The 24,832-nt window shown below is 36.9% G+C and carries 20 protein-coding genes and 1 riboswitch; of the genes, 6 read left to right on the top strand and 14 right to left on the bottom strand.

The annotated features are described in order from the left end of the window. Positions 1-89: 89 nt before the first annotated feature. From ACQKMV_RS20950 to ACQKMV_RS20940, 3 genes are all read left to right on the top strand, one after another. Positions 90-821: an ABC transporter ATP-binding protein gene (locus ACQKMV_RS20950; RefSeq protein WP_427506262.1), complete on the top strand. Its 732-nt coding sequence runs from the start codon at positions 90-92 to the stop codon at positions 819-821. Then, complete coding sequence (locus tag ACQKMV_RS20945) at positions 818-1,570, top strand: ABC transporter permease (protein WP_427506260.1); 753 nt, start codon at positions 818-820, stop codon at positions 1,568-1,570. Before ACQKMV_RS20950 ends, ACQKMV_RS20945 begins: the two co-directional genes overlap by 4 nt. A gap of 78 nt (positions 1,571-1,648) precedes the next feature. Continuing rightward, the gene (locus ACQKMV_RS20940) at positions 1,649-2,623 is read left to right on the top strand and encodes a proline dehydrogenase family protein (RefSeq protein ID WP_427426251.1); all 975 of its coding nucleotides are present in this window, start codon (positions 1,649-1,651) and stop codon (positions 2,621-2,623) included. A gap of 161 nt (positions 2,624-2,784) precedes the next feature. On the opposite strand, the gene ACQKMV_RS20935 is transcribed toward ACQKMV_RS20940, so the two are convergent. The 11 genes from ACQKMV_RS20935 to ACQKMV_RS20885 form a co-directional block, all read right to left on the bottom strand. Further along, positions 2,785-3,345 (bottom strand): methyltransferase, encoded by a 561-nt coding sequence (locus ACQKMV_RS20935; RefSeq protein WP_427506259.1) that lies wholly within the window; start codon positions 3,343-3,345, stop codon positions 2,785-2,787. A gap of 190 nt (positions 3,346-3,535) precedes the next feature. Beyond that, the gene (locus ACQKMV_RS20930) at positions 3,536-4,147 is read right to left on the bottom strand and encodes a response regulator (RefSeq protein ID WP_427426253.1); all 612 of its coding nucleotides are present in this window, start codon (positions 4,145-4,147) and stop codon (positions 3,536-3,538) included. 16 nt (positions 4,148-4,163) lie between these two features. Next, positions 4,164-5,312: a sensor histidine kinase gene (locus tag ACQKMV_RS20925; protein ID WP_427506257.1), complete on the bottom strand. Its 1,149-nt coding sequence runs from the start codon at positions 5,310-5,312 to the stop codon at positions 4,164-4,166. 163 nt (positions 5,313-5,475) lie between these two features. After that, positions 5,476-6,507 carry a fatty acid desaturase gene (locus tag ACQKMV_RS20920; RefSeq protein ID WP_427506256.1) on the bottom strand — a complete coding sequence of 344 codons (1,032 nt, stop codon included), beginning with the start codon at positions 6,505-6,507 and terminating at the stop codon, positions 5,476-5,478. A gap of 439 nt (positions 6,508-6,946) precedes the next feature. Continuing rightward, entirely contained in the window at positions 6,947-7,447 is a 501-nt protein-coding gene (locus ACQKMV_RS20915) for an N-acetyltransferase family protein (protein ID WP_427506254.1), read from the bottom strand. Between the two features lie 60 nt (positions 7,448-7,507). Continuing rightward, positions 7,508-10,939 carry a methionine synthase gene (gene metH / locus ACQKMV_RS20910; RefSeq protein WP_427506253.1) on the bottom strand — a complete coding sequence of 1,144 codons (3,432 nt, stop codon included), beginning with the start codon at positions 10,937-10,939 and terminating at the stop codon, positions 7,508-7,510. After that, on the bottom strand, positions 10,932-12,779 hold the full coding sequence (locus ACQKMV_RS20905) for a bifunctional homocysteine S-methyltransferase/methylenetetrahydrofolate reductase (protein ID WP_427506252.1): 1,848 nt from the start codon (positions 12,777-12,779) through the stop codon (positions 10,932-10,934). The genes metH and ACQKMV_RS20905 overlap by 8 nt, the downstream gene beginning before the upstream one ends. Before the next feature lie 88 nt (positions 12,780-12,867). Then, a riboswitch (SAM riboswitch) is annotated at positions 12,868-12,967 on the bottom strand. A gap of 125 nt (positions 12,968-13,092) precedes the next feature. Beyond that, positions 13,093-14,481 carry a protoporphyrinogen oxidase gene (locus tag ACQKMV_RS20900; protein ID WP_427506250.1) on the bottom strand — a complete coding sequence of 463 codons (1,389 nt, stop codon included), beginning with the start codon at positions 14,479-14,481 and terminating at the stop codon, positions 13,093-13,095. Between the two features lie 523 nt (positions 14,482-15,004). Then, positions 15,005-16,294: a protoglobin domain-containing protein gene (locus tag ACQKMV_RS20895; protein WP_427506249.1), complete on the bottom strand. Its 1,290-nt coding sequence runs from the start codon at positions 16,292-16,294 to the stop codon at positions 15,005-15,007. A gap of 816 nt (positions 16,295-17,110) precedes the next feature. Further along, positions 17,111-18,397: an SEL1-like repeat protein gene (locus tag ACQKMV_RS20890; protein ID WP_427506248.1), complete on the bottom strand. Its 1,287-nt coding sequence runs from the start codon at positions 18,395-18,397 to the stop codon at positions 17,111-17,113. Positions 18,398-18,684: 287 nt separating this feature from the next. After that, positions 18,685-19,701, bottom strand: a complete 1,017-nt coding sequence (locus ACQKMV_RS20885) for a YdcF family protein (protein ID WP_427506247.1) — start codon at positions 19,699-19,701, stop codon at positions 18,685-18,687. A gap of 216 nt (positions 19,702-19,917) precedes the next feature. On the opposite strand from ACQKMV_RS20885, the gene ACQKMV_RS20880 reads away from it, so the two are divergent. Together ACQKMV_RS20880 and ACQKMV_RS20875 are read left to right on the top strand one after the other, a co-directional pair. Next, positions 19,918-20,391 (top strand): hypothetical protein, encoded by a 474-nt coding sequence (locus ACQKMV_RS20880; RefSeq protein WP_427506245.1) that lies wholly within the window; start codon positions 19,918-19,920, stop codon positions 20,389-20,391. Further along, entirely contained in the window at positions 20,379-20,666 is a 288-nt protein-coding gene (locus ACQKMV_RS20875; RefSeq protein WP_427506244.1) for a DUF2653 family protein, read from the top strand. The genes ACQKMV_RS20880 and ACQKMV_RS20875 overlap by 13 nt, the downstream gene beginning before the upstream one ends. Before the next feature lie 271 nt (positions 20,667-20,937). On the opposite strand, the gene ACQKMV_RS20870 is transcribed toward ACQKMV_RS20875, so the two are convergent. The 3 genes from ACQKMV_RS20870 to ACQKMV_RS20860 all read right to left on the bottom strand — a co-directional run bounded on the left by ACQKMV_RS20870 (position 20,938) and on the right by ACQKMV_RS20860 (position 24,037). Next, entirely contained in the window at positions 20,938-22,560 is a 1,623-nt protein-coding gene (locus ACQKMV_RS20870; RefSeq protein ID WP_427506242.1) for an S-layer homology domain-containing protein, read from the bottom strand. Between the two features lie 78 nt (positions 22,561-22,638). Next, complete coding sequence (locus tag ACQKMV_RS20865; RefSeq protein ID WP_427506240.1) at positions 22,639-23,805, bottom strand: endonuclease Q family protein; 1,167 nt, start codon at positions 23,803-23,805, stop codon at positions 22,639-22,641. A gap of 70 nt (positions 23,806-23,875) precedes the next feature. Continuing rightward, on the bottom strand, positions 23,876-24,037 hold the full coding sequence (locus ACQKMV_RS20860; RefSeq protein WP_427506239.1) for a hypothetical protein: 162 nt from the start codon (positions 24,035-24,037) through the stop codon (positions 23,876-23,878). A 146-nt stretch (positions 24,038-24,183) separates the two neighbouring features. Between ACQKMV_RS20860 and ACQKMV_RS20855 the strand changes: the two genes are divergently transcribed. Further along, positions 24,184-24,762: a TetR family transcriptional regulator gene (locus ACQKMV_RS20855; protein ID WP_427506237.1), complete on the top strand. Its 579-nt coding sequence runs from the start codon at positions 24,184-24,186 to the stop codon at positions 24,760-24,762. The last annotated feature ends 70 nt before the right edge of the window (positions 24,763-24,832 follow it).

Raw genomic sequence — 24,832 nt, 5'->3', positions numbered from 1 at the left:
TTTACCCATTACCTGTAAAATATTATTTAGCTTCCCTTTGTTTCATGCTACAGTTATTTTACCTATTAGTATAAAGGAGTTTTAACTTTATGAATACATCATATGAGCCTGCTATTCATTTTCAACAGGTCACCTTTTCATCGAATGACAAAATGATAATAAAATCGATTACTGGTTCATTCCCAAAAGGAAAAATCACTACATTAGTCGGCCCTTCAGGTGCTGGCAAAACAACTCTACTTAAATTGTGCAATGGACTACTATCCCCTACAGATGGTCAAATTTTAATTGATAATCAAAACATTTCTACATACGAGCCAACCGCTTTAAGAAGGCATGTGAGTATAGCTCTTCAAGCGGCCCCTATGATAGAAGGAACTGTATTTGACAATCTTGCACTTCCTCGTTCGTTACAAGGAGAACAGCTTACAGAGCAAGAAGCTATTCAATATTTACGAGATGTCGGACTCGATCAAAGCTTTTTACAACGCCCTACGCATAAATTATCAGGTGGACAACGACAAAAAGTTTCTATAGCAAGAACACTTATTAATCAATCCTCCATTTTATTGCTAGATGAAATCACATCTGCACTAGACCGTCAATCTGTTCAGGAAATTGAGACACTTATTGCTACAATCAATAAAAAGTTTAATGTCACAATAATTTGGATAACTCATAATTTACAGCAAGCGCTGACAATCGGACATTACACTTGGGTCATGATGGACGGAGAACTTATTGAAACAGGAAAAAGCTCCTTACTTAACGCACCTAAAAATCCACGTGTCGCTGAATTTGTACAGGGGGTGAATGTATGACGTATACTTCGCTTTCCTTAACGTTAATTTTTGTTTTAATTCCTCTTCTACTGTCAAAAACCTTAAAGCTAGGACTTGAAAAAGATACACTCATAGCTACTATTCGTTCTATTATTCAACTACTTGCCGTCGGTTACATTTTAAAATTTGTTTTTGATGCTCAAAGCTATATTTATATTTTCCTTATGATTGCTTTAATGATTATAGTAGCAACACTAAATGCTCGTAAAAAAGGGAAAGGTATTAAAGGTATTACATGGAAAATAGCACTAACTCTTATTGTAGTAGAATTTGTTACGCAAGGAGTATTGCTTGGTTTTGATATTGTACCTGCAACAGCGCAGTATATTATTCCAATTAGCGGCATGATGATTGGGAATTCAATGATATTATCGGTTCTATTTTTAAATCGTTTTACATCGGAAATTGCAAGTCATCAAAACGAAATTGAGTTAATTTTATCGCTTGGCGGCACACCAAAACAGGCAATTCATCGACAGCTAATGAATGCGATAAAGGCAAGTATGATTCCTACAATTGAAAGCCAAAAAACAATTGGTCTTGTTCAATTACCAGGTATGATGAGTGGACAAATAATTGGCGGAGCAGACCCTATTCAAGCGGTGCAATTCCAACTATTAATCATTTTCGCTCTGCTAACAGCAGCGACATTATCGAGCATAATGATAGGTTTTTTAAGCTATCCTGCACTTTTTAATGAGCGCATGCAAATGCTTGAAGTGAAATAATTGTTATAGTAAAAACAATATTTATTTTCTAAATTATGCTATAATATAGAAAAAAGAAATGCAGTGAGGAGAATGACCATGTTATTACGCGATTTTTTCATCCATTTATCTGAAAACCAACTATTAAATAGTGCTGCAAAAAAATACGGACTAAAATTAGGAGCACAAAGTGTAGTAGCTGGTACAAATATTGAAGAAACGATTGCGAGCATCAAAGAGCTTAACGCACATAAAATCTCTTGCACAGTAGATAATTTAGGGGAATTTGTTTCAACGGAAGAAGAAGCAACAAAAGCTAAAGAACAAATCCTTGCTGTAATTGAAGCTATTCATGAAAACGGCGTTGATGCGCATATTTCGTTAAAGCCATCTCAATTAGGTTTAGATATTGATGTTGATTTTTGCTACGATAATTTAAAAGAGATTGTAGAAAAAGCAGCAGCATATGATATATTCGTTAACTTTGATATGGAAAACTACGGCCGTTTACAAACATCCTTTGATATGGTTGAAGAGTTATCCAAATCATTTAATAATGTAGGTACTGTTATCCAATCTTACTTTTACCGTGCTAAGGACGACATCGAAAAATTCAAGGACTATCGTCTACGTATCGTAAAAGGTGCATATAAAGAACCTGTAGAGGTTGCTTTCCAAGATAAGTTAGATATTGATTTAAATTACATCGAGTTAATCGAATATCATTTACTACATGGTAAATTTACGTCCATCGCAACACATGACCATAATGTTATTGCACACGTAAAACGCTTTGTAGCTGACAATAATATTCCACTTGATAAATTCGAATTCCAAATGCTTTACGGCTTCCGTACAGATATGCAAAAAGAGCTTGCAAAAGAAGGCTATAACTTCTGTGTATATGTACCATTCGGCGAAGATTGGTACGGCTACTTTATGCGCCGTTTAGCGGAGCGTCCACAAAATGTTAATCTTGTAACAAAGCAAGTATTTACGAAAAAAACGAATACAGTCCTTGCTGTAGCAGCAGGTGCATTCGTTCTTGGACGTTTAACAAAACGTAAAAAATAAGGTCCCACATAAAGAAGCCAGAAGCTTAATCGTACAAGCTTCTGGCTTTAGTTGTGGATTTTCAAACTCTGATTCCTCAAGCACTGTTAGGAATTTCTTAAAAACGTGTCATAAAAATAATCAGTGGGGATGAAAAAAGCCCCACTGATTTAAGTTTTATATTATTCAACGTGTAACGCAATGGTTGAAACAATTGTTTCTGCTGCATACTCCCATTTACCATCAATAAGACTACCTAATTTTTGCCCAAGTTCTTGTATCATTTCGAGCGTAATCGGGATATCATTCTTTTGTGCTAATGTAGCAAGAAATGGTGCAGATAAACTTGTCCAACCTCCACGGTCAATTTTAATCTCTACTTTCTTTACTTCTCCATTTTCTATATCAATACGGTAGTATAACTGATCATCCGGACGCCAGCTTAAGTGATGGGATATTTGCCCATTTACAACTGTTAGTTCATTCTTTTTCGAAATAGAAGCTGGTTTTACATTAAATTCATGACCTAGTACATTTAATTTTTTAATTTCAGGACCGACTAGTGCCGCCTGAACAGCTAGATCCATATTACTTTGTAATGGGATAGATGTCTCCGTCTCAACTACTGGATCAACCATATCGTTGCTTGCAGCAAAAACGGCTGAAGGATATGCGCTAGTCATGGCAAAAGTTGTTGCTAATAATGCTGTTGAAGTAACTTTCATAATTTTTCCCATAATCATTTTCATCCTTCCTATTAGAATATTTATAGTTTTCTAAATATTATCATTAGTAGTCTAAATATTCAATATGCTAATATATTTTTTATAATAATAAAAGGCACTGAATTTAAATGATTCAATGCCTTTTGTCTATTTTTAAACCATACACTTTCTTAGGTATAAGGGTATTCATGATAGGTTCTTAAGCTACTTATTTATTCCAGCCTTTTTCTTTAAAGCGTGCAATGGCTTCAATACGATTCCCAACATTTAATTTTTCTAAAATAGTGGAGATGTAGTTTCGAACAGTCCCTGCCGATAAAAATAATTCTGCAGCAATTTCTTTTGTCGTTTTCCCCTCTGCAACAAGTGTCAGTACCTGGCTCTCGCGGTCAGTTAAAGGATTTTCACTATCATCCTCATAGACAAAATCAACGAGTTCAGGCGCATATATTCTTTTGCCATCCATTATTGTACGAATGGCACTGGCCAATTCTTCTATCGGACTATCCTTTAGTAGATAGCCACGAACGCTGGCCTTTCTTGCACGCTCAAAATAACCCGGCCTTGCAAATGTCGTTAATATAATCACTTTACAATCAGAACCTGAGCAATGCAGGTCCTCAGCAGCATCCAATCCAGTTTTCACTGGCATTTCAATATCCATAATACAAATATCAGGCTGATGCTCTTCTACAAGCGCCAATGCTTCCTCACCATTTTTTGCTAAGCCGACGACCTCCATATCATCCTCCATACTAAGTAAAGAACGAAGTGCGCCTAATAGCATACCCTGATCTTCAGCAATTACAATTCGTATCATGTCACAATCCTCTTTTCTATATGTTCTTCAGATTTTCTTTGACCTTCTGATGCGTAATCGCTACTGGAATCGACACTGTTAAAGTAGTGCCCTCTTCACTTTCGATTTTAAAGAAACCGTTTATAAACTCTAAGCGTTCTCGCATTCCCTTTAATCCGTTACCAGTTTTCCAAGCTTGCTTTTTGGAGATACCTTGCCCATTATCACGAACTACTAAATATACTTCCTTAAAGTTTTGATGGAAGGCAATTTCGCATTTTGTAGCGCCACTATGCTTAACGACATTATTAACTGCCTCTTTTAAGCACATGGATAAAACATTTTCTACAAGTGGTGGAACTTGTAATGAATCTTTATCACCCTCAAATACAAACTCCATTTCAGCGGCCTTTAATATTTGAGAAATACGCATAAGCTCATCCTCAAACCTAGCTGTTCGCATACCGGATACTAATTCACGTACCTCTTTTAATGCGATACTTGCTGTCTGGCGAATATCCCTAATCTCTGTTAGAGCCTGCTGTGGATCACGTTCAATTAATCTTGAAGCTAAGTCACTTTTTAAGCCTATCATCGATAACTTTTGACCGAGAGTATCATGTAAATCCCGAGCAATACGTTGGCGTTCCTCAAAAACAATTAACTCAGCTATTCGTTCATTAGCAGTCTCAAGCTGCCCCTCTAAATTTTCGCGTTTATTTTTTGAATAAATCGTTAGTGGGAGAAGCACAACCGCTAGAATCGTCAAAACAACAAATGGTAGTTGTGATAAAAATAAATGTAGCTCAACGAAGAAGCCAGCACCTGTAGAAATAACCGTAAAACCAATATGTAGACCATACATAATATAGAAGCCAACAGGTTTACGAATATTTCCAATGAAGAAAGCTGTGAAAATTGATAAATACACATAGCCAAACAATATGGTCATAACGATATTAATGACCATTTCAAAGCTAATCCACATATAAACAAGACCGTTTTTCGAATTCATGGAAAACCGATAGAAAATAAAATATAGCATTAAAAATGTAATACCCATTGATATTTCTATATAGGATGATTTTCTAAAGATGAAGAAAAACGGTAGGAAACAGAAAATAATCCATAAATATACGCTGAGCATTGGACTATTCGGAATAATACTTTGCCATTTCCTCAACATAATCTCACGCTCTTTCCTACTTTTCCCTTATTATAACAAGAAAATTAATTTTATGCCTGCACATGGTTTTTACCGTGACAGCTGTACAGTTGCTTCATCCACAATATATGATTTTATTACGTAAAACAGCCATCCCTAAGAAGAGATGGCTGAAAAAATTTTACTAAGCAGCAAAACTGCCTCTTGCTTTTCGCTTGATTATTTCATTAACTTCTTTAAAGCTTACAAACTTGCCTTGTTCTTCATCATATAACTTGTAGCGTAATGATTCTAAGCTTGTACGTAACGTAATAGTCGTTGCAGTGTGTAATGGCGGTATGTCATTATGCGCTTTTTCAAGGTTATAGTTTGGTACACGAGGGGCTAAATGGTGTACATGGTGGAAGCCGATATTACCTGTAGCCCATTGTAATAACTTTGGTAATTTATAATACGAGCTACCTTCAACAGCAGCCTTTACATAATCCCATTCTTTATCATGCTCAAAATAAGAATCCTCGTACGTATGTTGGATATAGAATAACCAAATACCAAGAGAACCAGCAACAAATAATGTTACACCCTGTACTAATAAAAATGCTTGCCAACCCATAAAGTAAATTAAAGCTATACAAATTCCAGCAATAACAACATTTGTTAAATATGTGTTAAAGCGTTCCTTCTGTTTAGCGTCTTTACGATTAAAACGATTTAATACTAATACCATTAATAGTGGGCCTAAGCCGAACATTACGAACGGATTACGGTAAAAACGATACCATAAACGTTGTCCTTTAGATGCTTGTAAAAATTCTTCTACTGTCATCATATCAATATCACCGATACCACGCTTGTCTAAGTTCGAGCTAGTTGCGTGGTGAATTGTATGTTCACGCTTCCATTTTTCATACGGGAATGATGTTAACACTCCAGTTACAAAACCAACCCAGTCGTTTGCTTTTTTACTTTTGAAAAATGAACCGTGTGTACAATCATGGAAAATAATAAATGTTCTTACGACAAAGCCAGCAGAAATTACACTTAACCCAACTGTTAGCCATGGTGAAATATCTACTAACATATAGCCAGCTACCCATAGAGCAATTAAAGGTACAATCGTATTTACCATTTGAAAAATACTTTTACCTGTGTCAGATTTCGCAAATGGTGCTACGTCCTGGCGCAGTTTTTTTGTTTTTTCTTTATCTGTTGCCATTGTTTTTACTCCCTCGTTTCCTTTTCCTTATGACCTCATCATAAAACAAGAGTGTAATCATGCAACAGAAGCAAACATCATAAAAAGGATATGACATTTGTCATATCCTTTTATCTTGTCTGCAAAGAAAATAAATATAAATTTTTATGGCTACTCACTATAAAGTAGAGTAGATTTCCGTTCCGGCTGGGCGCTTTCCTGGGGGCGTCCGATGAGCCGCTTCACTCGCAAGGCTCGCTCCAGGGTCTCATCTGTGACGCTGATCCCCGAGGAGTCGCCCAGCCTCCACTCCAATCAACCTATTATACAATGTATATTTCATCCCCAACTTTTGGCGTTAGGCTTTTAAATGTAGCATTGATATGAGTAGGCAAGCTGAACAAAAAGAGTATAGCAAGGATTAACATATTATAAAGAAAGAATATGACACGACATACCCTTATGCTTTTGGTCCAGTTAACTGTAGCTGATAAAATACAAGATCTAGCCATTGTCCAAATTTATAGCCTGCATTTTTAATTGTACCCGCATATTCGAAGCCTAGTTTTTCATGTATTTTAATGCTTCCGATGTTTTCACCATCAATGCCTGCTACGAGTGTCTTCACATCTTGCTTTTTAGCAATTCGAATAAGTTCATGCATTAACTGTGAAGCTATCCCCTTTTGATAGTGTTCCTTATGCACATACACTGAGTGCTCCATTGTGTGCTTATAACCTGGATATGGACGAAACTGACTATATGTTGCAAAGCCGGTTACTGTGCCATTTTCGTCAAAGACCAGCAGTGGATTACCCGTTGTTTGCTGCTCCTTGAACCATTGTCTTTTTTCTTCTAACGATTGTGTTTCATATCGATAAACGGCTTTGCTCGTTAAAATAATATCATTGTAAATTTCTAAAACCTCAGGTAAATCTTTCTCTTCCATTAATCGAATCATCACGTTCACGCCCCAACCATTTCTACTTTTCACATAAAGATACACTATTTTTTTCTAGCATTACACATTAAAGTATCGAGCATCTGGATGTGCAAAAACAATTGCTGAAACAGAGGCCTCTGGCTCCATCATAAAGCCTTCCGTTAAATGAACGCCAATGTCCTCTGGTTTTAATAAGCCAAACAGTTTCTCTTGATCCTCTAAGTTCGGACATGCAGGATAGCCGAATGAGAAGCGTTGTCCTTGATATTTTGCCGCGAAACGGTCACGCATTGTAAAATCTGTCGCATCCGGGAAGCCCCACTGGTCGCGAATTTCTTGGTGTATACGCTCCGCGAAGCCTTCTGCAAGCTCAAGGGCTGTAGATTGTAATGCATGACTTTCAAGGAATTTCCCTTCTTCTTTTAGTTGACGTGCCTTCGCCATAACACCTTGCCCTGCTGTTACCACCATTAAGGCAAGATAGTCCATTTCACCGCTCTCGACTGTTTTTAGGAAATCTGCAAGACATAAAAACGGTTCAACTTGCTGACGCGGGAAGGTAAATCGTTCAATTTCTGTTTTGCTATCTGCTGGATCATAAACGACTACATCATCTCCATCTGCTTGTGCAGGGAAAAACTGATACATACCTGATGGCTTCAATACATCACTTTGTAAATAATCATCGACTAAATCTTTTAACTCTGTTGCTCTTGCATCGCCAACATCAAGTAATTGCTGTACTTGACCCTTTAAACCTAGATGATGTCCAAGTAATGTCCGCATATTAACATATGGATATAAATGCGAAACAGCATATTCTCTCTTTACATGGCGTCGCATATCAGCTGGAAGAAAGACAGAAGCTTCCTTTATAGTGCGTACAGGCTTCACAATTACTTCTTTTGCCGGGCGAGCAGCTCTTTTTTCGTCTGCCTCTAAGCGTTTTTTTCGAGATTCCTCAATTTCAACTAAGAAATCAGCACGTGTATCTGTCCCCATTAATCGATTTACCTGCTCTAATCCTTGCATCGCATCCTTTGAATAAATGACAGGTCCATTATATTCGCCAGCGATTTTTGTTTCAGTAAAGCGACGAGATAATGCCGCCCCCCCTACTAAAATAGGTACGTCAATACCCGCTTCCTTGAAATCTTGAGCTGTAATAACCATTTGCTGTGCTGATTTTACAAGTAAGCCTGAAAGCCCGATGAAATCTGGCTTCTCCTTGCGAATCGCTTCTATTAACTGGGCAGGTGTTACTTTAATACCTAGATCAATCACTTTATAGCCATTATTACTTAAAATAATATCGACAAGGTTTTTCCCAATATCATGCACATCGCCTTTTACAGTAGCAAGTACCATCTTCCCCTTGCCAGCACTCTCTTCATTTTTCTCCATAAATTGCTCTAGATGTGCCACGGCTGCCTTCATAACTCCTGCTGATTGTAATACTTCTGCTACGATGAGCTGATTATCGTTAAATAAACGGCCAACCTCTGCCATCCCATCCATTAATGGTCCATTAATAATATCAAGCGGTGCTTCAAAAATTTTACGAGCAGCATCTAAATCCTCAATAAGCCCTTCCTTTGTCCCTTCTAAAATATAGTAAGCTAAGCGACCTTCTACTGTTTTCGGAATATCTGCCTCTGTTTTTTCCTTCTTTTTATCACGATAGAAATCTGTGAAGACAGCTAATGTTTCATCATTTGTATTAAAGAGTAAATCATTAGCTAGCTTAATTTCCTCCTCAGGAATAGATGCATAACGTTCTAGCTTCTCCGTATTAACAATTGCATAATCTAAACCAGCAAGAGTACAGTGATATAAATATACGGCATTCAATACTTCACGACCTACTGGTGGTAATCCGAACGAAATATTACTTACACCAAGCACCGTTAATGAACGTGGCATTTTTTCTTTAATAAGGCGAATTCCTTCTACCGTTTCAAGTGCCGATCCAATATATTGCTCATCTCCTGTACCTACTGGGAACATTAATGGGTCAAAAATAATATCTTCAGGAGCAATACCCCATTTTTCTGTTAACAATTTATATGAACGTTCAGCAATCTCTAGCTTGCGTTGTCGATCAACCGCCATGCCTTGCTCATCGATTGTACCTACAACTAAAGAAGCTCCATATTTTTTTACTAGTGGTAAAACAGCGTCAAAACGCTCCTCTCCATCCTCTAAGTTAATAGAATTAATGATGGCTTTCCCTTGAGAAAACTTAAGTGCTTCCTCAATTACTTTTTCATCTGTCGAGTCAATAACAAGAGGTACTTTTACTTTTTTTACAACCTCCTGCATAAAGCCACGCATATCCGCTAGTTCATCACGGTCAGGATTTGCTAAACAAATATCGATAACATGTGCTCCATTTTTCACCTGAGCACGCGCGATTTCTGCTGCTTCCTCAAACTTCCCATCAATAATTAAATTTTTAAACTTACGAGAGCCGATGACATTTGTCCGTTCTCCAATAAATAATGGACGCATAGAATCGTCATACACCAGCGGCTCTATACCTGATACTACATGACCATGTGTTGCTTCTGGTAATTGGCGAGGCTTTTCGTCCTTTAGCACCTCTCGAATAGCAGCAATATGTGCTGGCGTTGTACCACAGCAACCTCCGACGATATTCAGCCAGCCCTTTTCTGCAAAGCCTTTTAGTTTTTGTGACAGTGATTCAGGCGACTCATGATAGCAGCCTTCCTCGTCAGGTAAGCCTGCATTCGGATAACAGCTAATATAACCTGTTGAAAGTTCTGCTAGCGAACGGATATGATCAGTCATAAATTCTGGTCCAGTCGCACAGTTTAAGCCAACTGACAATGGCTTTATATGCTCGATGGAAATATAAAAAGCATCAATTGTTTGACCGGCTAGTGTCGTTCCCATCGGTTCAATTGTTCCAGATATCATCACAGGAAGCTCTTTTCCAGTTGCCTCAAAGGCACGAGATACCCCCAATGTCCCTGCTTTTACATTCAGCATATCCTGACTAGTTTCTAGCAACAGAACGTCAGCTCCGGCTTCGATTAATGCCTTTGCCTGAACATAAAAGTTTTCCTCTAACTCATCAAATGTAATTCCACCTGTAACCGATAAGGTTTTTGTAGTTGGTCCCATTGCCCCTGCTACAAAACGTGGCCAGTCGGATGTTGAAAACTCATCCACTGCTTTGCGTGCAATTTCCACAGCCCGTTTATTGATTTCTTCTGCCTTCGCACCAAGATCATATTCATTTAATACAAGTGGTGTACCTCCAAATGTATTTGTACAAATAATATCTGCTCCAGCCTCTAAGTATTTTCGATGAACTTTTTCAAGCACATCTGGTCTAGTTAGCACGAGATTTTCATTACAGCCATCATATTCCTCGCCGCCAAAATCCTCTGCTGATAAATTTTCATTTTGTAGCATTGTACCCATTGCGCCATCAAGAATTAAAATTCGTTTTTCTAGTTGCTCTTCAATCAAGTGCTTAGCCATTTATACTTACCCCTTTTTTCTGTTCATCCAATTGCTCAATAAATTTCATTAATTCTAGTGTCATATCGTAGCGTAAAAATGGTGTGATGAGGTAAATTCCATTGAAATATTCCGCTGCTACTTCTACTAATTCTTTGGCAATTGCAATCCCTTCTAGTGTTGCGCGTTCCTTATCATCCCCACAAGCCTTCATACGCGTTAACGCATCATCTGATAGCTTGATGCCCGGTACTTCATGATGTAAGAACTCCGCACTTTTATAGCTCGTTACTGGCATAATACCTATATAAATTGGTGTTTCTAAATGCTTTGTTGCCTCGTAAATTTCCACGATTTTTTCCTTTGTATAAACAGGCTGTGAAATAAAATAATCTGCCCCATGTTCAATTTTCTTTTCTAATCGAGAGACAGCTCTATCCAGCACACGTACATTAGGATTAAACGCAGCAGCTACAGAGAAATTCGCCTTTTTACGAAGTGGTTTCCCTGAGAACGATACACCTTCATTTAATTGTTTTATTAATTGGATTAGCTCCATTGATGATACGTCATAAACGCTAGTTGCCCCTGGGAAATCGCCTACCTTTGTCGGATCTCCAGTAACTGCTAAAATATCATGAATCCCTAGTGCATTTAATCCCATTAAATGTGATTGAAGACCAATTAAATTACGATCTCGGCATGTTATATGTGTCATCGGGCGTACCCCGTGCGTTTCTTTCAGTAAGGCACCCATTGCGACATTGCTAATCCTTGGGGAAGCAAGTGAATTATCTGCCATCATGATGACATCTGCGCCCGCCTCATATAATTTTTTTGCCCCTTTAATAAAGCCCTCAATCTCTAAATGTCTTGGTGTATCTAATTCCACTATAACTGAGCGTTCACGTTTTACTTTTACATGTAATGGCTCGTAATTTGGTGGCTCTGCTTCACGTAAAACCTCTACTTTTTCGGGCTTCGCGTACTTTTCCTCTACTGGAGATAGCTCCTCTAAGTACTTTTTCACAGCAGCAATATGCTTTGGTGTCGTACCACAGCAGCCACCAATTAAACGCACCCCCTGGTCACGAAGTGCTACAGCTGCTCGCCCAAAATAATCTGCCTCTGATTCATAAACGACACGGCCATCCTCCAAGTCAAGAAGAGAGGCATTCGGATATGCCGACATAAAAGCCTTTTCAGGAAGCTCTACACCTTCAAATGCTTGAATAGTATGGTGCGGACCTAAGCGACAGTTAACACCTACGATATCAGCACCTAGCGCTTCAAGTTCATGTAAAGCGTTATTTAAACTCATTCCATTTTGTAAAACTCCTGGTTCATGCATAGAAACTTGAGCAATAATCGGTAATATTGTTTTAGTTCGTAGCATTGTTAAAGTTGCTGTTAGTTCTTCAAAATCATAATATGTTTCAAGTAAAAGGCCATCTGGATTTCCTGCAAGTAAAACAGTAGCTTGCTCATCAACCGTTGCTAAAATTTCCTCTAACGTTGCGTCACTCTTTCGAATACCGCGGATTCCCCCAATAGTACCTAAGACAAATTGTCCATCCTCTGCCGCCGCTCGTTTTGCAATCGTTATAGCAGCTTCATTAAACTGCTGCACACGAGATTCTAATCCATAGCGGGCTAATTTTATTGCATTAGCACCGTAAGTGTTCGTTTGAATAATATCGGCTCCAGCTGCTATATATTCTCTATGAATCTTTTCAATTAATTCAGGTTTTTGTATATTCATTTCCTCATGGCAGTACTCCAAGCCATAACCATATAAAACTGTACCAATTGCACCATCTGCTGTAAGAACATTTGTTTTTAACCTTTCAAGCAATCCCATGAAACTAGCCTCTCTTCCCTTATTTATGAAAATAAAAAAGCCTTCTTTTACATAAAAAGAAGGCTTTAACGTTTCGTAATTGTTTTCCTTCTCATCTTCGACACAATGGTCTTCTGGATTTAGCACCTGACAATAAGTTGGTTGCTGAAGCTTCATAGGGCCAGTCCCTCAGCTTCTCTTGATAAGAATTTAGTATGAATTTTTTAAATAATTAAAAGAATCATAACGTTTACAAACGATTGAGTCAAGACTATTTCACTGAACACAGGATAATTTTTGCGAAAAATATAATATTTTGATTTATATCAGACAATTACGATAGTTTTCCAGCAAGTTCTTCACCAATTTTTTTACCATTTTGAATACATGCACCTATGCCTACTCCAAAATAAGAGCATCCCGCTATCGATAAATTGGGATAGTTTTTCTCAAGCTCTTGCACTAAACCTTGCAACGCTTCACGATGTGCCAAATCATACTTCGGCATCTGGTCAATCCATTTTGTCACATCGACAACAGTTGGTTTTTCCTCAATCCCCAAGCTTTTTCTTACATCCTCTAGGGCAACAGCTGCTAACTCTTCATTTGTCATTATACGCAATCTTTCATACGCAGGGTTAATGCTCTTATAAAAAAGTCGTACAAGTAGTTTTCCTTCGGATGAGGTATGTTTCCACTTACGACTTGTCCACGTTGCTGCATTACAAATAACATCTGAATTATGGGATACTATATAGCCTGTTCCATCTGCTGGTAATCTATTATCAGGTACATCAAACCCTAAATAAATCGTAATTGCGGATGCAGTATTGAATTGTTCAAAATAACAGTTCAAAGATTTATCCTGCAATAAGCTTTGTACCGATTCATTTGGCAGTGCCATTACAACATGATTTGCTTCTATCATTTTACCGTTTGCTAATGTAACAAGGTATTGATTTTCCTGCTTTTTAACACTAGTAGTGGCAATTCCTTTTATAACTTCTACATCCGTTAATGTTTCTTCAAGCCTATCAATTAGTGATGATAAACCATTTTTAAATGAAATAAATTTTTTATTGGATGCTTTCACAAATTGTTCCCTATTTGCATCGAAACCTTTAATAATACTACCGTAATCATTTTTGTAATCAATTAAATACGGTAAAGTGGAAGCAATTGAAAGTTGATTTAAATCTCCCGAATATACACCTGCAAGTACGGGTGCTATTTGGTTTTGAACAAGCTCCTCACCTAAATAATACGTTAAAAATTCCCCAATAGAGCTTTCCTTTGTAAACTCTTCATTTGGCATTGTTAAATCCTTTAATGCTTCTTTTTTACCTTCCTCTGATACAAGCGTACTTTCCTCAAGAGATTGTAAGCTCATAGGAATACCGAACGTTGAGTCTGCTGGGATGGCATGTAGCTCATTATTTGTGTAAATATATGAAACACCCGTTTCATTGTACACAAGATTGTGCTCAAAATTAAGTTCCTCTACTAACTCCATGACACCTTTATGACGCGCTACAATAGAATCTGCACCTGTTTCCATGATGAAACCTTGTTCGTATGCAGAGTGAAGCTTGCCACCAAGGTATGTATTTTTTTCAACAAGCACAAGTTTTACATCTAAATTTTTCTCCTGAACTTGGCGTTGTAAATAATGCATCGTACACAATCCCGTAATTCCGCCACCTAATACAACAACTGTTTTCATATTAACCGCCCCTATTTTTAGTTCTTTATTCAGTATAAACTTTTTTATCGAAAAATTACGTTAAACCCTTTACAAATTTAGCAAAAATGGAGCTAACCAGCGTAAATGTTGTGGCGCTTTAGATGTGATTTCCGTTTCAGTCTACTAGCTTTCGCACAGAAAACATTTGTTGCTGCCGCTACGCTTTCGCACAGAAAACATTCGTTGCCCAAAGCTGCTCATCGAACAGTCGGAACGGAGATCAACCTCTCGTTTTGCCGAAGAGCCATACTTTATTTAATAGGACTCCTAATTTCATTGACATAATAGTTTTTCAACGACATGAAAGGAGCTATCCAGCGTTTGGATAGCTCCTTTTGTTTCATAGCATATATTGAATTAAACAGTACATGTTCACTAGAGGCTTTTATCTACATAATAGATACTATATATTAACAGTTGATATAGTGTTATTTATACCCTGAAGTGTGTAGCACCTAAAAAAATTTAAACACTATTTCTTCGCCTTTTACTTTTCTCTTAATTAATTTAAATTTTGTGCAAAGCTAGCTAACGTTTTAGCAGAATTTTTCACTTCATTAAAGGCAATACCTAAATCGCCTAGAATTTCTACTATTGCTTGTACTTCTTTTTCCATCCGACCATTTTGTTCTTTGGCCTCGGTCATAGCTTCCAATATGTTTGTAAATTGTCCTTCCGTTTGAACCATATTTTCTTCACCAGATGCTACCTCTTCTTGAATATTACTAAGCGAATGAACAAGTTTATCTGTTCGCTCATTCGTTTTGTGTAGTAATGTCGCTACCGATGTGACAGATTCCTTTGTTTGAATCGATAGTTTTCTCACTTCATCTGCAACAACACTAAAGCCTTTACCCGCTTCTCCAGCACGAGCAGCTTCTATTGCCGCATTTAAAGCCAACAAGTTCGTTTGATTGGCGATATTTGTAACGACGTTCATAATCGATTCCATTTCCTTTGACATATCTGACAACTGTGCAATATTTTCCGCTATATCATTAAGCGAGAAAATAATATTACTCATATTTTGTGATTGATTCTGTAATCGTTCACGACCTTCTAATGCCTGACTCTCAGCCATAGTCGACACTTGAAGTGATTTTTTTGCTAGTTGTTTAATTTCATCTGATTGTTTACTTAAGCGACAAAATGAGTTATTCGTTTCCTGAGATATTGTGGCAAGGGCTTCCGAAGACTCAACAATCTTTTTCTCTACCACTTCTTTTTCACGTTCAATATTTTCATGAAGTTGCTCAATTGTGTGCTCAAACGCTTCTAGAACCAATTGTTGCTCAAAATTGGAAATTTTAGAGATAGCTCGAATTGTATTGAGCTGATCCATAGGATGATTAATATGTTCTTCAACCAAGTCAATAAATGATGCCGTTAACTCCTGGAAAGCACAAATATACCAATGCGTTTTTAGCCCGATGTGGACATGAACCTTAGCAATTTTAACTCGTCTTTGATAAAAATCATCATCAATCATACCATTAAACATTTCAATTATATGACGTCGCAATGTAATTTTCAGCTTTTCCACAGAACTATGTCTATTAATAATATCTACTAAATTACGTTCAGTTCCAATTTTTTTATAAAATCGATTAACAATGTGATCAATATTGTCTTCTACAAAAGGTTGAAAGGCTTTTAAATATTGTAAGTCCCGATTTGTCAATTTGAGCAAATCAATTTGCTGTTTCATTGAATGGCTATTAGCTATATCCATTTTTACAATGTATTGTTGTAAATCTAATGCCATTGTCTTTCTCTGTTTTTGAAAAATCACACATTTACCCTCTTTCATGTCGTGTACTTTTGAAAAGCTGAGAAAATCTATTTCCGTTCACCAGAAATATAAGAAATTAGGACGGTTCCATTCCGACTGGGTGCTTTCCTGAGACGTCCGACCAGTTGTAAAGAGTTGCCCAGCCTTCGCTCCAATCAACTAATATATATGTGGCATATGTTTTAATAAATGTCGTTCTCAACTTTTAGTGATAAGCCATCAGGATGTTAGTTAACCATTTCTATCCCTTTCATTAGAAGACGCTGATTTCTGCTACGGGCTACAATCAACTAAAAAATGGGCATACATAAGCAAAATATCAACAAAAAATCCTTTTATCGGTCAAAGTAAACCTATATTTTCTTATTCAGCATGTCCATGCCTAATAAGAAAAGGTACCATTAATATTGCAAAAAAAGTCTAACAAAATCACATTAAAATTAGCTATAGCTACTAATCTACTCTTTCAAAATCACTCATATACAATATACATTTTATAAATAGCTGTCAATTTTCATATATACTTTTTTTTCCATAAATTATATATAAAGTCCCTGTTACTTAATTTATTGTACTAAGCAGTAAAAAAGCTACCACAATACTTTTGGGTAGCCAATTTACATCGTCTCTGTTTTTTTATGCTTACATTTTCCTTGTTTTAGTTTGTAGTAATTACCACTTCATTATATTAATATTATTACAATTCGTTGGTTCTGATAATATATACCTAAATAATATCTCTAAATAAATACTTAAGACCTGCATACAAGGAGTTTATAATCGAATCTAAATACTCATTATTTTTTAATAAAAAATTTACATTCCTTTTAATTCTTGCAGTAAACTAGCTGCCTCCTCATTTCCTGCATCTGCTGCAAGTCCATACCACTTTATAGCCTCTTTAATACTTCTAGCTATTCCTTCGCCTTTATTGTATATATGCCCTAGTTGTAATTTAGCTTCCGAATCACCTTGAAGAGCAGCCTGTTTAAACCAATGAATACCTTTTTCAATATTTCGTATACCTGTTAACCCTTGGCTCCAAATAAAGCCCAAATCATAAAAGGCATCGACATGATATTGCTCTGCAGCTCTTTCATACCAATATAATCCACGGTTCGCATCTTTAGGTTGCCCTAGACGTCCCTCCAAGTAGATTCCTCCAAGCCTGTATTGTGCCTCAACATAGCCTGCTTCAGCAGATTTTTTATAGCAGCTACATGCTTGCTCCTCGTCTATATCGATTCCTAATCCTTGCTCGTAAATAATTCCGAGTGTAAACATAGCCTCTGCCACACCTTGTTGTGCGGCGAAATCAAACCACTTCTTCGCAAGGACCAAATTTTCTGATACTCCCTCACCGTTAAAGTACATATCCGCTAAATTATTAGCAGCATCTGGATGCCCTTGCTTTGCTGCAGCCTCATACAATGAAAAAGCCGTATTATAGTTTTCTTGAACACCTATGCCTTCAAAATAAAAATTACCAAGCGCATATTGTGCATCAGCATTACCTTGTGATGCAGCTAACTCAAACCACTTTATTGATTTTCCAGGTTGGAAATATTCACCATCAATTGCGTTATAATATTCCCCAAGCTGTAATTGTGCCTCTGCATCCTGTTCCTCAATGGCATCTTTGTATAGGTCAATGATGACCTCATGATCTAGATCCTCTTCATCAAACGCCTCCACCTGCTCATTTTGGTGAATAAAATACCATTCCAATATATCAAGTAAATCATCAACAACTTCAACACGATTGGCTATCTTCTCTAGAGAAGAAATTTGCCAAATGAAAATATAGATAGGGAGTGGAATTGCTTCACGCAGTAAATCATCATATTCAGCTAAAAGCGTTAGCACATTCTCCTGTACTGACTGTGTCTGTTCTGGATGTATAATTTGTAAATGTCGTTGTTGATTTTTTTTCAAAAGTCCTCGCACAACTTGATATAATATTTTGTGCAAAGCTGCTAATTGTACTTCTTCGACTGTTATCAAATTAATGTTTTGCGCAAACCATGTATCTTGTGTTTGCGTGAGCTTTTGTAAGGATCTAATTCGCTCTTTATTTTGTTTTGCTAAAAATTGCCTATACATACGTTTCCCCCCTTGCACACTATCAATTTCGCCTCAGCGTAATTGTTGTTGCTGTCGTGATAAACCTTGTTGTCGCTTTGCTTTCGCACAGATAAACAATGTTGCTGCCGCTTTGCTTTCGCACAGAAAAACATTGTTGCTGCCGCTTTGCTTTCGCACAGAAAAACATTGTTGCTGCCGCTTTGCTTTCGCACAGAAAAACATTGTTGCTGTCGCTAAAAAACATTTACTGATTAGAGATAAAAAACTGTCTTACCACTATTATATGGAAGACAGTTTGAAATTGGTTACACATATGCTCTCAAGGTTAATCCAATGAACAATGTCATAAACAAAAAGACAGTGATATGAATCCATTTATACATTTCTAATAAACCGATAAATTCACGAGTAAATGCATTAGGTACATAATAAAAGGCAGTCCTTGAACCAACGCCTTGTGCATCAAGCTTCGCCTTTTTGGCATAAATACTTGCACGAAAAACATGAAAATTATTCGTTACAAATAGGGATCGATATTTTTTTCCTTGAGCATGTTTATCCATAATTTCTTTAGAGAATGCCATATTCTGTTCAGTATTTGTCGATTGATCTTCCATTAATACTTTTGGAGTTGGCATCTGATGCTCGTCAACTATATATTTTTTCATAGCATATGCTTCTGATACTTTTTCATCAATTCCCTGTCCACCTGAGACGATAATGTAAGGCCGTTCACCATATTTTTGAAATTGCTTTACAGCCTCGTCTAAACGACTAGCTAAAAGTGGTGGCACTTTATCTCCGATTAACCCTGACCCTAGTACAATAATATAGTTAGGCTCATAAAGGATTGATGTAAAATGATATAGCGTGGCATAGGCCATTATGCTTGTGTATATAAACATTGTATAACCAAAAACCAAAAACGCATAGAAGAAAAGAATATGCCAAATTTCATTTTCGATATTTGCAAAAATCACAAATACATACCAAATCATCATGATAAAAAAGCTCAAGCCAAAAACAGCTAACAATAGATTACGAACTTTACGTCCTTCTTTTTCAAGTAAAACTTTACTATTAAAAAACGTAGCTATCGATAAAATAAACATAATACTCGGGAAACTTCCAAGTATTATAATTATACCCATCTTCGACACAATCCCCTGCTCATTTTGGAGCAATAAAGGATAATGACTAATTATTGTGCTCAAAATATACATCCCTAAAAAACCTAAAACTACTGCATTGAGAAAACGCCTTTTTTCCGTTATATATAACAATAAAAAAATTGACATTAATAGTAATAATGTTGAAATCATCGTCTCACTCCTTTCTTTTCAACTATATACATGGCATATGTTATAAGTAATGCATTCTAATTTTTGGTGATGAGCGCTGACACTACTTGTTCAAATTTATTGATATACCTAAATTAACGGAAGCGTTTATTTTATTTTTCGAGATGGTTCATGTAAGATTACTATTAAGAACTAGTTTATGACAAAACCCAAAAATATATTGGAGGAATGTAAGCAATGAAAAAAATCCTTGCTGCTCTTTTTGCAGCGACACTAATGTTTGCGTCTGTTGGTGCAACATTATTCATCTCAGATACACCAACTGCAGAAGCTAAATCTTATAAGTCAGGTAAAAAAGGTTTCTCAAACAATAATCATAACAATAGCTCAAATTTCCAAAAATCTCAGGATAAATCTAAAGATCAAAATAATGCAACAACAAATAAAAACAATACAACTTCTACAAACAAAACGGATTCAACAGCTAAGAAAGGTGGCTTCTTCTCAGGCGGCCTTATGAAAGGCTTAATGCTTGGTGGCTTAGCTGGCTTATTATTCGGAGGTCTTTTCAGTGGCATGGGTATGCTTGGAAATATTTTAGGCTTATTAATTAACGTTGCAGCCATCATGGTTATCGTAATGCTAGTTGTAAAAATTGTTAATATGTTTAAAGATAAAAAACGTAAAGAGGAAGCACAATGGCACAAATAATTAATGAGCAGGATATTATAAATGCAATTTGCTTATCACAGGCCTACAATAAAAACATTCGCCCTGAGGATGTGCTTGTAGAACTAACATACGATGATGACACAGGCTTTGGTGCAGAAGTTGAAGTTAATGGGCAAATCGAGATGTTCAATACAGCAGCAATGATTGGCGCACTACGTGTATGGATTAAAGATGTCCTACATAGCGACCCATTTTCAACAGGCATTGAACTTGTCCTAGACGATGAGGAAGGCATTATTGCTAGACTATCGTAAATAAGTAAAAGAATAGCAGTTCAATAAATCATAAATTAGATTTATTGAACTGCTTTTTAATTTTCAAGACCTTTTTTTCCTGTTCTTGGAATCATTTCACTTCATTATTTTGGCTCTTCACCATATGGTCCCCAAGGAATCGCCTAGCCTCCACTCCAATCAACCTATATCAATTTCGCCTTAAATTGCACTAGATATTCATAGCAATAAAAATACATAGCGTGGTAGAGGTTTCAATTTACAAGCTCTAGCTTGAATTGTTTCACTATCTTTATTTTTTTAATAGACTATTGAAATTTACGAATATTTTCGCTGCATGGCTACGTTTTGTCGGAGCCTCTGGTGAAAATTTCCCTTCACTACCTACAACAATGCCTTGTTCATACAACATTGTTATTGCACGTTTTGTTTCTGCATTGTAAGATGCAATATCAGAAAAAGGTGCTTTTCCTTTCACAGCATAAGATTGCTTTAACTGATGTTCATAGGCACGATTAATCATTAATGCTAATTGAGCACGAGTAACTGGCTGTCCTGGGTTAAACTTCTCACCCGTTCCCTTAACTAGCCCGTATGCATAAGCTGCTGCAATTTCTACCTGCGTTCCAACATCATAACTTGCGATGTCTGTAAATGGTGCCCGTTCTTTCGTCGTTAAACCTAGGCTTCTAACAAGCATGCTAGCAGCCTGTGCACGAGTTACATTTTGCTCAGGTCTAAACGTACCATCTGCGTAACCTTTCATAATGCCATCTTCTGAAGCGTTCAGGATAAACTCCTTCGCCCAATGATTGTCGATATCAGTAAAGCTTAAAGTGCTTCCTGTAGTAAAAGTAACTGTTGGACTTTGTACACTTTCATTGCCAGCTGCATCTACTGCTTTAACAGCTACCGTGTATGCTGTATTCTCTGTTAAATTATCTAAGGTTATCGCCGTTGTCTCAGCATTTATTTTAAATGTCACCTTACCATTTACATATACGTTGTAAGTAGTGACACCTACATTATCCTTCGCTTCCTGCCAACTTATTTTTACAGTTGTACTATCTTTCATATTTGCTTGAATAGTTTTTGATACATCCCATAACGTATTTGCTTTAATCGCTGGTAAAAACGCCTCGTTCGCTACTGCTAAATAGCCCGCTTCGCTTAAATGAATATTTTCAGGATTTGGTAAATAGCTTGGAACATCTTTTGCTACAATATCGTATGTCGGTACAAAGATGGCACCCGCTTTTTCAACAGTTGTTTTGATCGTTGTATTCATGACTGTTAATAACATTTTAAATTGTTTCTGTAAATCCTCACTATAGTACGGGAAAGAATTATAGTACCCCATAACATAAACTTGAGCGTTCGGATTAATTTTCTTAATTTCTTCTAAAATAGTGGCAATATTTTTTATTGCTCCTTGTGATGCCTTTAACATCGCTGCTACATTAATACCAGTTGACTGAGACTCTTTTAAAATAGGTATTAAATCATTGGCGCCAGCTGTCAAAGTAATAATTTCAGCCTCTTTAATAGACGTACGAAGTTTTACCTTGTCACTTGGATAACCGAATCCTGTCACAGGCTTTTCTACATCATTTTGTATATCTTCCAATACATTTTTTGTTGTATAGCCTGAATACGCAAACCCTTTATTATAAGAAGAGATGAATCCATCTTGCTGTAAAGCTTGCGCAACAAAATCTGCGTAACCTAAACCGATTATGCCAACCTCATTCATACCATGAGCCAAGGAATCACCGAGTGCTATGTAATCTGCCTGGGCCACCCAACTTGGCGCTATGTAATCTCTTTGCTCCACAGCGTTTGCTCCTACTGGCATCGCTAATTGCAACGCCAGTACACCAGCCGCCAAAAATCGAAATCCCTTTAATAATTTCATAATTACTCCCTCCACTTCTACTAATTACTATTTTAATAGATGAAGGATGAAAATGGGTTAAATATGAGCAAGTGTTTTTTATTCACTTTGTATCTTCCCGTAAGTCCCCCCGCCACCAGCTTCAATTGCTAATTGTCCTGTTCTTGCTAAATCGATCATCTTAGCAATCTTATGTGGTACGGTTTGTTCAAGCTGTTCTAGTGAAACTCGATGCAAGATGTTCATCTCTGTTCCAAATGCTAGTAGTAATCTTTCCATCATTTTCGGCCCTAGACCTGGAATAAAATCCAGTGGTACTTGGTGAATATATGGTGGTCGAACACGTTTATCCGTCAGTTGCTCTGATAGCTCCATTATACGTAAAGAAACGCCCTTAATAATTTGAGGACTTTCACAGTTAGTACAGATTGTTGCCATATTGCAAAGCTGTTCACCACATTTTGCACAGACAGTCTGATGATATTTACCAAGCAACGGATTTAAGCCATAATTGGCTGTTACAGCTCGATTTTGCTGTTCATGAAGTGCCATTTTCAATTCTGTAAAATTGGCATCAGTTAGTCTTAATTTTTGATACTCGCGTGCAATTTTCCCAAGTGAATGTGCATCAGAATTGCTGACAAATGTGTACGCTTGAAGATCTCTAATGTTACTCACCATATCGGTATCAGAACTTAAACCTAACTCAATCGCATCTATAAGCTGTGGATCAAATACTTCTGTTAAACTACGATGTACACCTTTTCCAAACAAGCTTTTAAATGGTGTAAAAACATGAGCAGGAATAAAAAGCCCTCCTAACTCACGAACCTTTTGTTGCAATGTTTGACCATCACAATAGATTCGCTGAGAGCTTAAATGGATATTTTTCATATAATGAGATATCCATTTTGAAAATTCTCCCATAAGTGAAAGTGTCGGAAAATAGGCAAGTACATGGATTGGGCCAAGGCAATGATGATCATAAATCTCAATTTCAGTGCCTGGGATAAGGGATGTGTCTTGATAACGAAGTCCTCCCTGTACTAGCTCCTTTAGCTCCCCTTGTTCAATCATCCCTGCCATTTCATCCATTATTTCTGGTGAATGACAATCAATAATCCCGATAATATCTAGTCCCTTTTTTGCACTAGCAGTCTCTAAAATCTTTGCTAACGTTAGCGTTTTACTGCCGGTAATTTTGACAGCTCGTCCACTAAAAGTACGTCCAATATGAATATGTAAATCCGCATAGAAATCTTTCATTGTAACAACTCCCATTTTATTATGTACAAAGTGGAAATACCTCACATTGCTGCAAGGTATTCTCGCTTAATTATGAAGGGTGATTGCTATTGGTTGATTCATAGGCGCTAGAACCCTGTGCCGATGTTGACGAAGAATCATATGCCACTATCGTCACGCCAATTGTCTTCTCTAGCTCATTAATTTTTTCAAGCTGTTGCTGGTCTAATTGTGCAAACTTAATCTCTTCCATTTCCATCAAATCCTTTCATAAATAAAGTTCCCCGAATAGGAAATATGTATACACGGAAAAAATGACTGATTTTCAGTCATTTTTCTTTGACTTTATTTCAGCTATTTTGTAACATTTAAATAAGCAGGTCAAAAGCGAGGGATTTCATGTCAAAGGAAGAAAAAATTATTCAGGCTGCTATTGAAGTTTTTCGTGAAAAAGGAATTGAAAAGGCTAAGGTTTCAGATATCGTAAGAGCTGCAGGTATCGCACAAGGAACATTTTATCTTTATTTCCCTTCACGGCTTTCAGTAATGCCGGCTATCGCGAAAGATATGGTTGAAAAAATTATTACTGCAATCGAAGAAGGCGTATCAACTCAAAAGCCTTTTGAACAACAACTTGAAGAAGTTGTAGACGTTGGCTTTTCTATAACAAAAGAATATGGCGATCTCGTTGCACTCATCTATGCTGGTATTGCACAAACTGAGCATTTGAAAGAGTGGGAAAATATCTATGCTCCCTATTATGCATGGATGGATAATTTTTTATTACAAGCTCAACAACAAGGAACGATACGTGCTTCGATCGATACTTCACGGTCTTCCAAGCTCATTATAGGTTTAATCGAATCTGCAGCTGAACAAGTTTATTTGTTTGATGATTGCAAAGATGAAACGATGAAATTTGTTAAGCTCGAGCTCCTAGATTTTTTACACCATGCACTTGGCCTACGTCACCCATAAGTGGCGTTCTCTTTTACATTAAAAATGACTGAATGTCAGTCATTAGAAAACTATCACGTGAAAGGAATCT

The sequence above is a fragment of the Lysinibacillus sp. NPDC094403 genome, assembly GCF_050278745.1.
Lineage (GTDB): Bacteria > Bacillota > Bacilli > Bacillales_A > Planococcaceae > Lysinibacillus.
The sequence above is the reverse complement of the archived record's forward strand: the minus strand, read 5'-3'. Positions and strand labels throughout refer to the sequence as shown.

Bases quoted from the DNA above. Each gene is read 5' to 3' on its own strand.
- ACQKMV_RS20950 (WP_427506262.1), top strand. From the start codon at position 90: ATGAATACATCATATGAGCCTGCTATTCATTTTCAACAGGTCACCTTT.
- ACQKMV_RS20945 (WP_427506260.1), top strand. From the start codon at position 818: ATGACGTATACTTCGCTTTCCTTAACGTTAATTTTTGTTTTAATTCCT.
- ACQKMV_RS20940 (WP_427426251.1), top strand. From the start codon at position 1,649: ATGTTATTACGCGATTTTTTCATCCATTTATCTGAAAACCAACTATTA.
- ACQKMV_RS20935 (WP_427506259.1), bottom strand. From the start codon at position 3,345: ATGATTATGGGAAAAATTATGAAAGTTACTTCAACAGCATTATTAGCA.
- ACQKMV_RS20930 (WP_427426253.1), bottom strand. From the start codon at position 4,147: ATGATACGAATTGTAATTGCTGAAGATCAGGGTATGCTATTAGGCGCA.
- ACQKMV_RS20925 (WP_427506257.1), bottom strand. From the start codon at position 5,312: ATGTTGAGGAAATGGCAAAGTATTATTCCGAATAGTCCAATGCTCAGC.
- ACQKMV_RS20920 (WP_427506256.1), bottom strand. From the start codon at position 6,507: ATGGCAACAGATAAAGAAAAAACAAAAAAACTGCGCCAGGACGTAGCA.
- ACQKMV_RS20915 (WP_427506254.1), bottom strand. From the start codon at position 7,447: ATGATTCGATTAATGGAAGAGAAAGATTTACCTGAGGTTTTAGAAATT.
- metH (WP_427506253.1), bottom strand. From the start codon at position 10,939: ATGGCTAAGCACTTGATTGAAGAGCAACTAGAAAAACGAATTTTAATT.
- ACQKMV_RS20905 (WP_427506252.1), bottom strand. From the start codon at position 12,779: ATGGGATTGCTTGAAAGGTTAAAAACAAATGTTCTTACAGCAGATGGT.
- ACQKMV_RS20900 (WP_427506250.1), bottom strand. From the start codon at position 14,481: ATGAAAACAGTTGTTGTATTAGGTGGCGGAATTACGGGATTGTGTACG.
- ACQKMV_RS20890 (WP_427506248.1), bottom strand. From the start codon at position 18,397: ATGTATAGGCAATTTTTAGCAAAACAAAATAAAGAGCGAATTAGATCC.
- ACQKMV_RS20885 (WP_427506247.1), bottom strand. From the start codon at position 19,701: ATGATTTCAACATTATTACTATTAATGTCAATTTTTTTATTGTTATAT.
- ACQKMV_RS20880 (WP_427506245.1), top strand. From the start codon at position 19,918: ATGAAAAAAATCCTTGCTGCTCTTTTTGCAGCGACACTAATGTTTGCG.
- ACQKMV_RS20875 (WP_427506244.1), top strand. From the start codon at position 20,379: ATGGCACAAATAATTAATGAGCAGGATATTATAAATGCAATTTGCTTA.
- ACQKMV_RS20870 (WP_427506242.1), bottom strand. From the start codon at position 22,560: ATGAAATTATTAAAGGGATTTCGATTTTTGGCGGCTGGTGTACTGGCG.
- ACQKMV_RS20865 (WP_427506240.1), bottom strand. From the start codon at position 23,805: ATGAAAGATTTCTATGCGGATTTACATATTCATATTGGACGTACTTTT.
- ACQKMV_RS20860 (WP_427506239.1), bottom strand. From the start codon at position 24,037: ATGGAAGAGATTAAGTTTGCACAATTAGACCAGCAACAGCTTGAAAAA.
- ACQKMV_RS20855 (WP_427506237.1), top strand. From the start codon at position 24,184: ATGTCAAAGGAAGAAAAAATTATTCAGGCTGCTATTGAAGTTTTTCGT.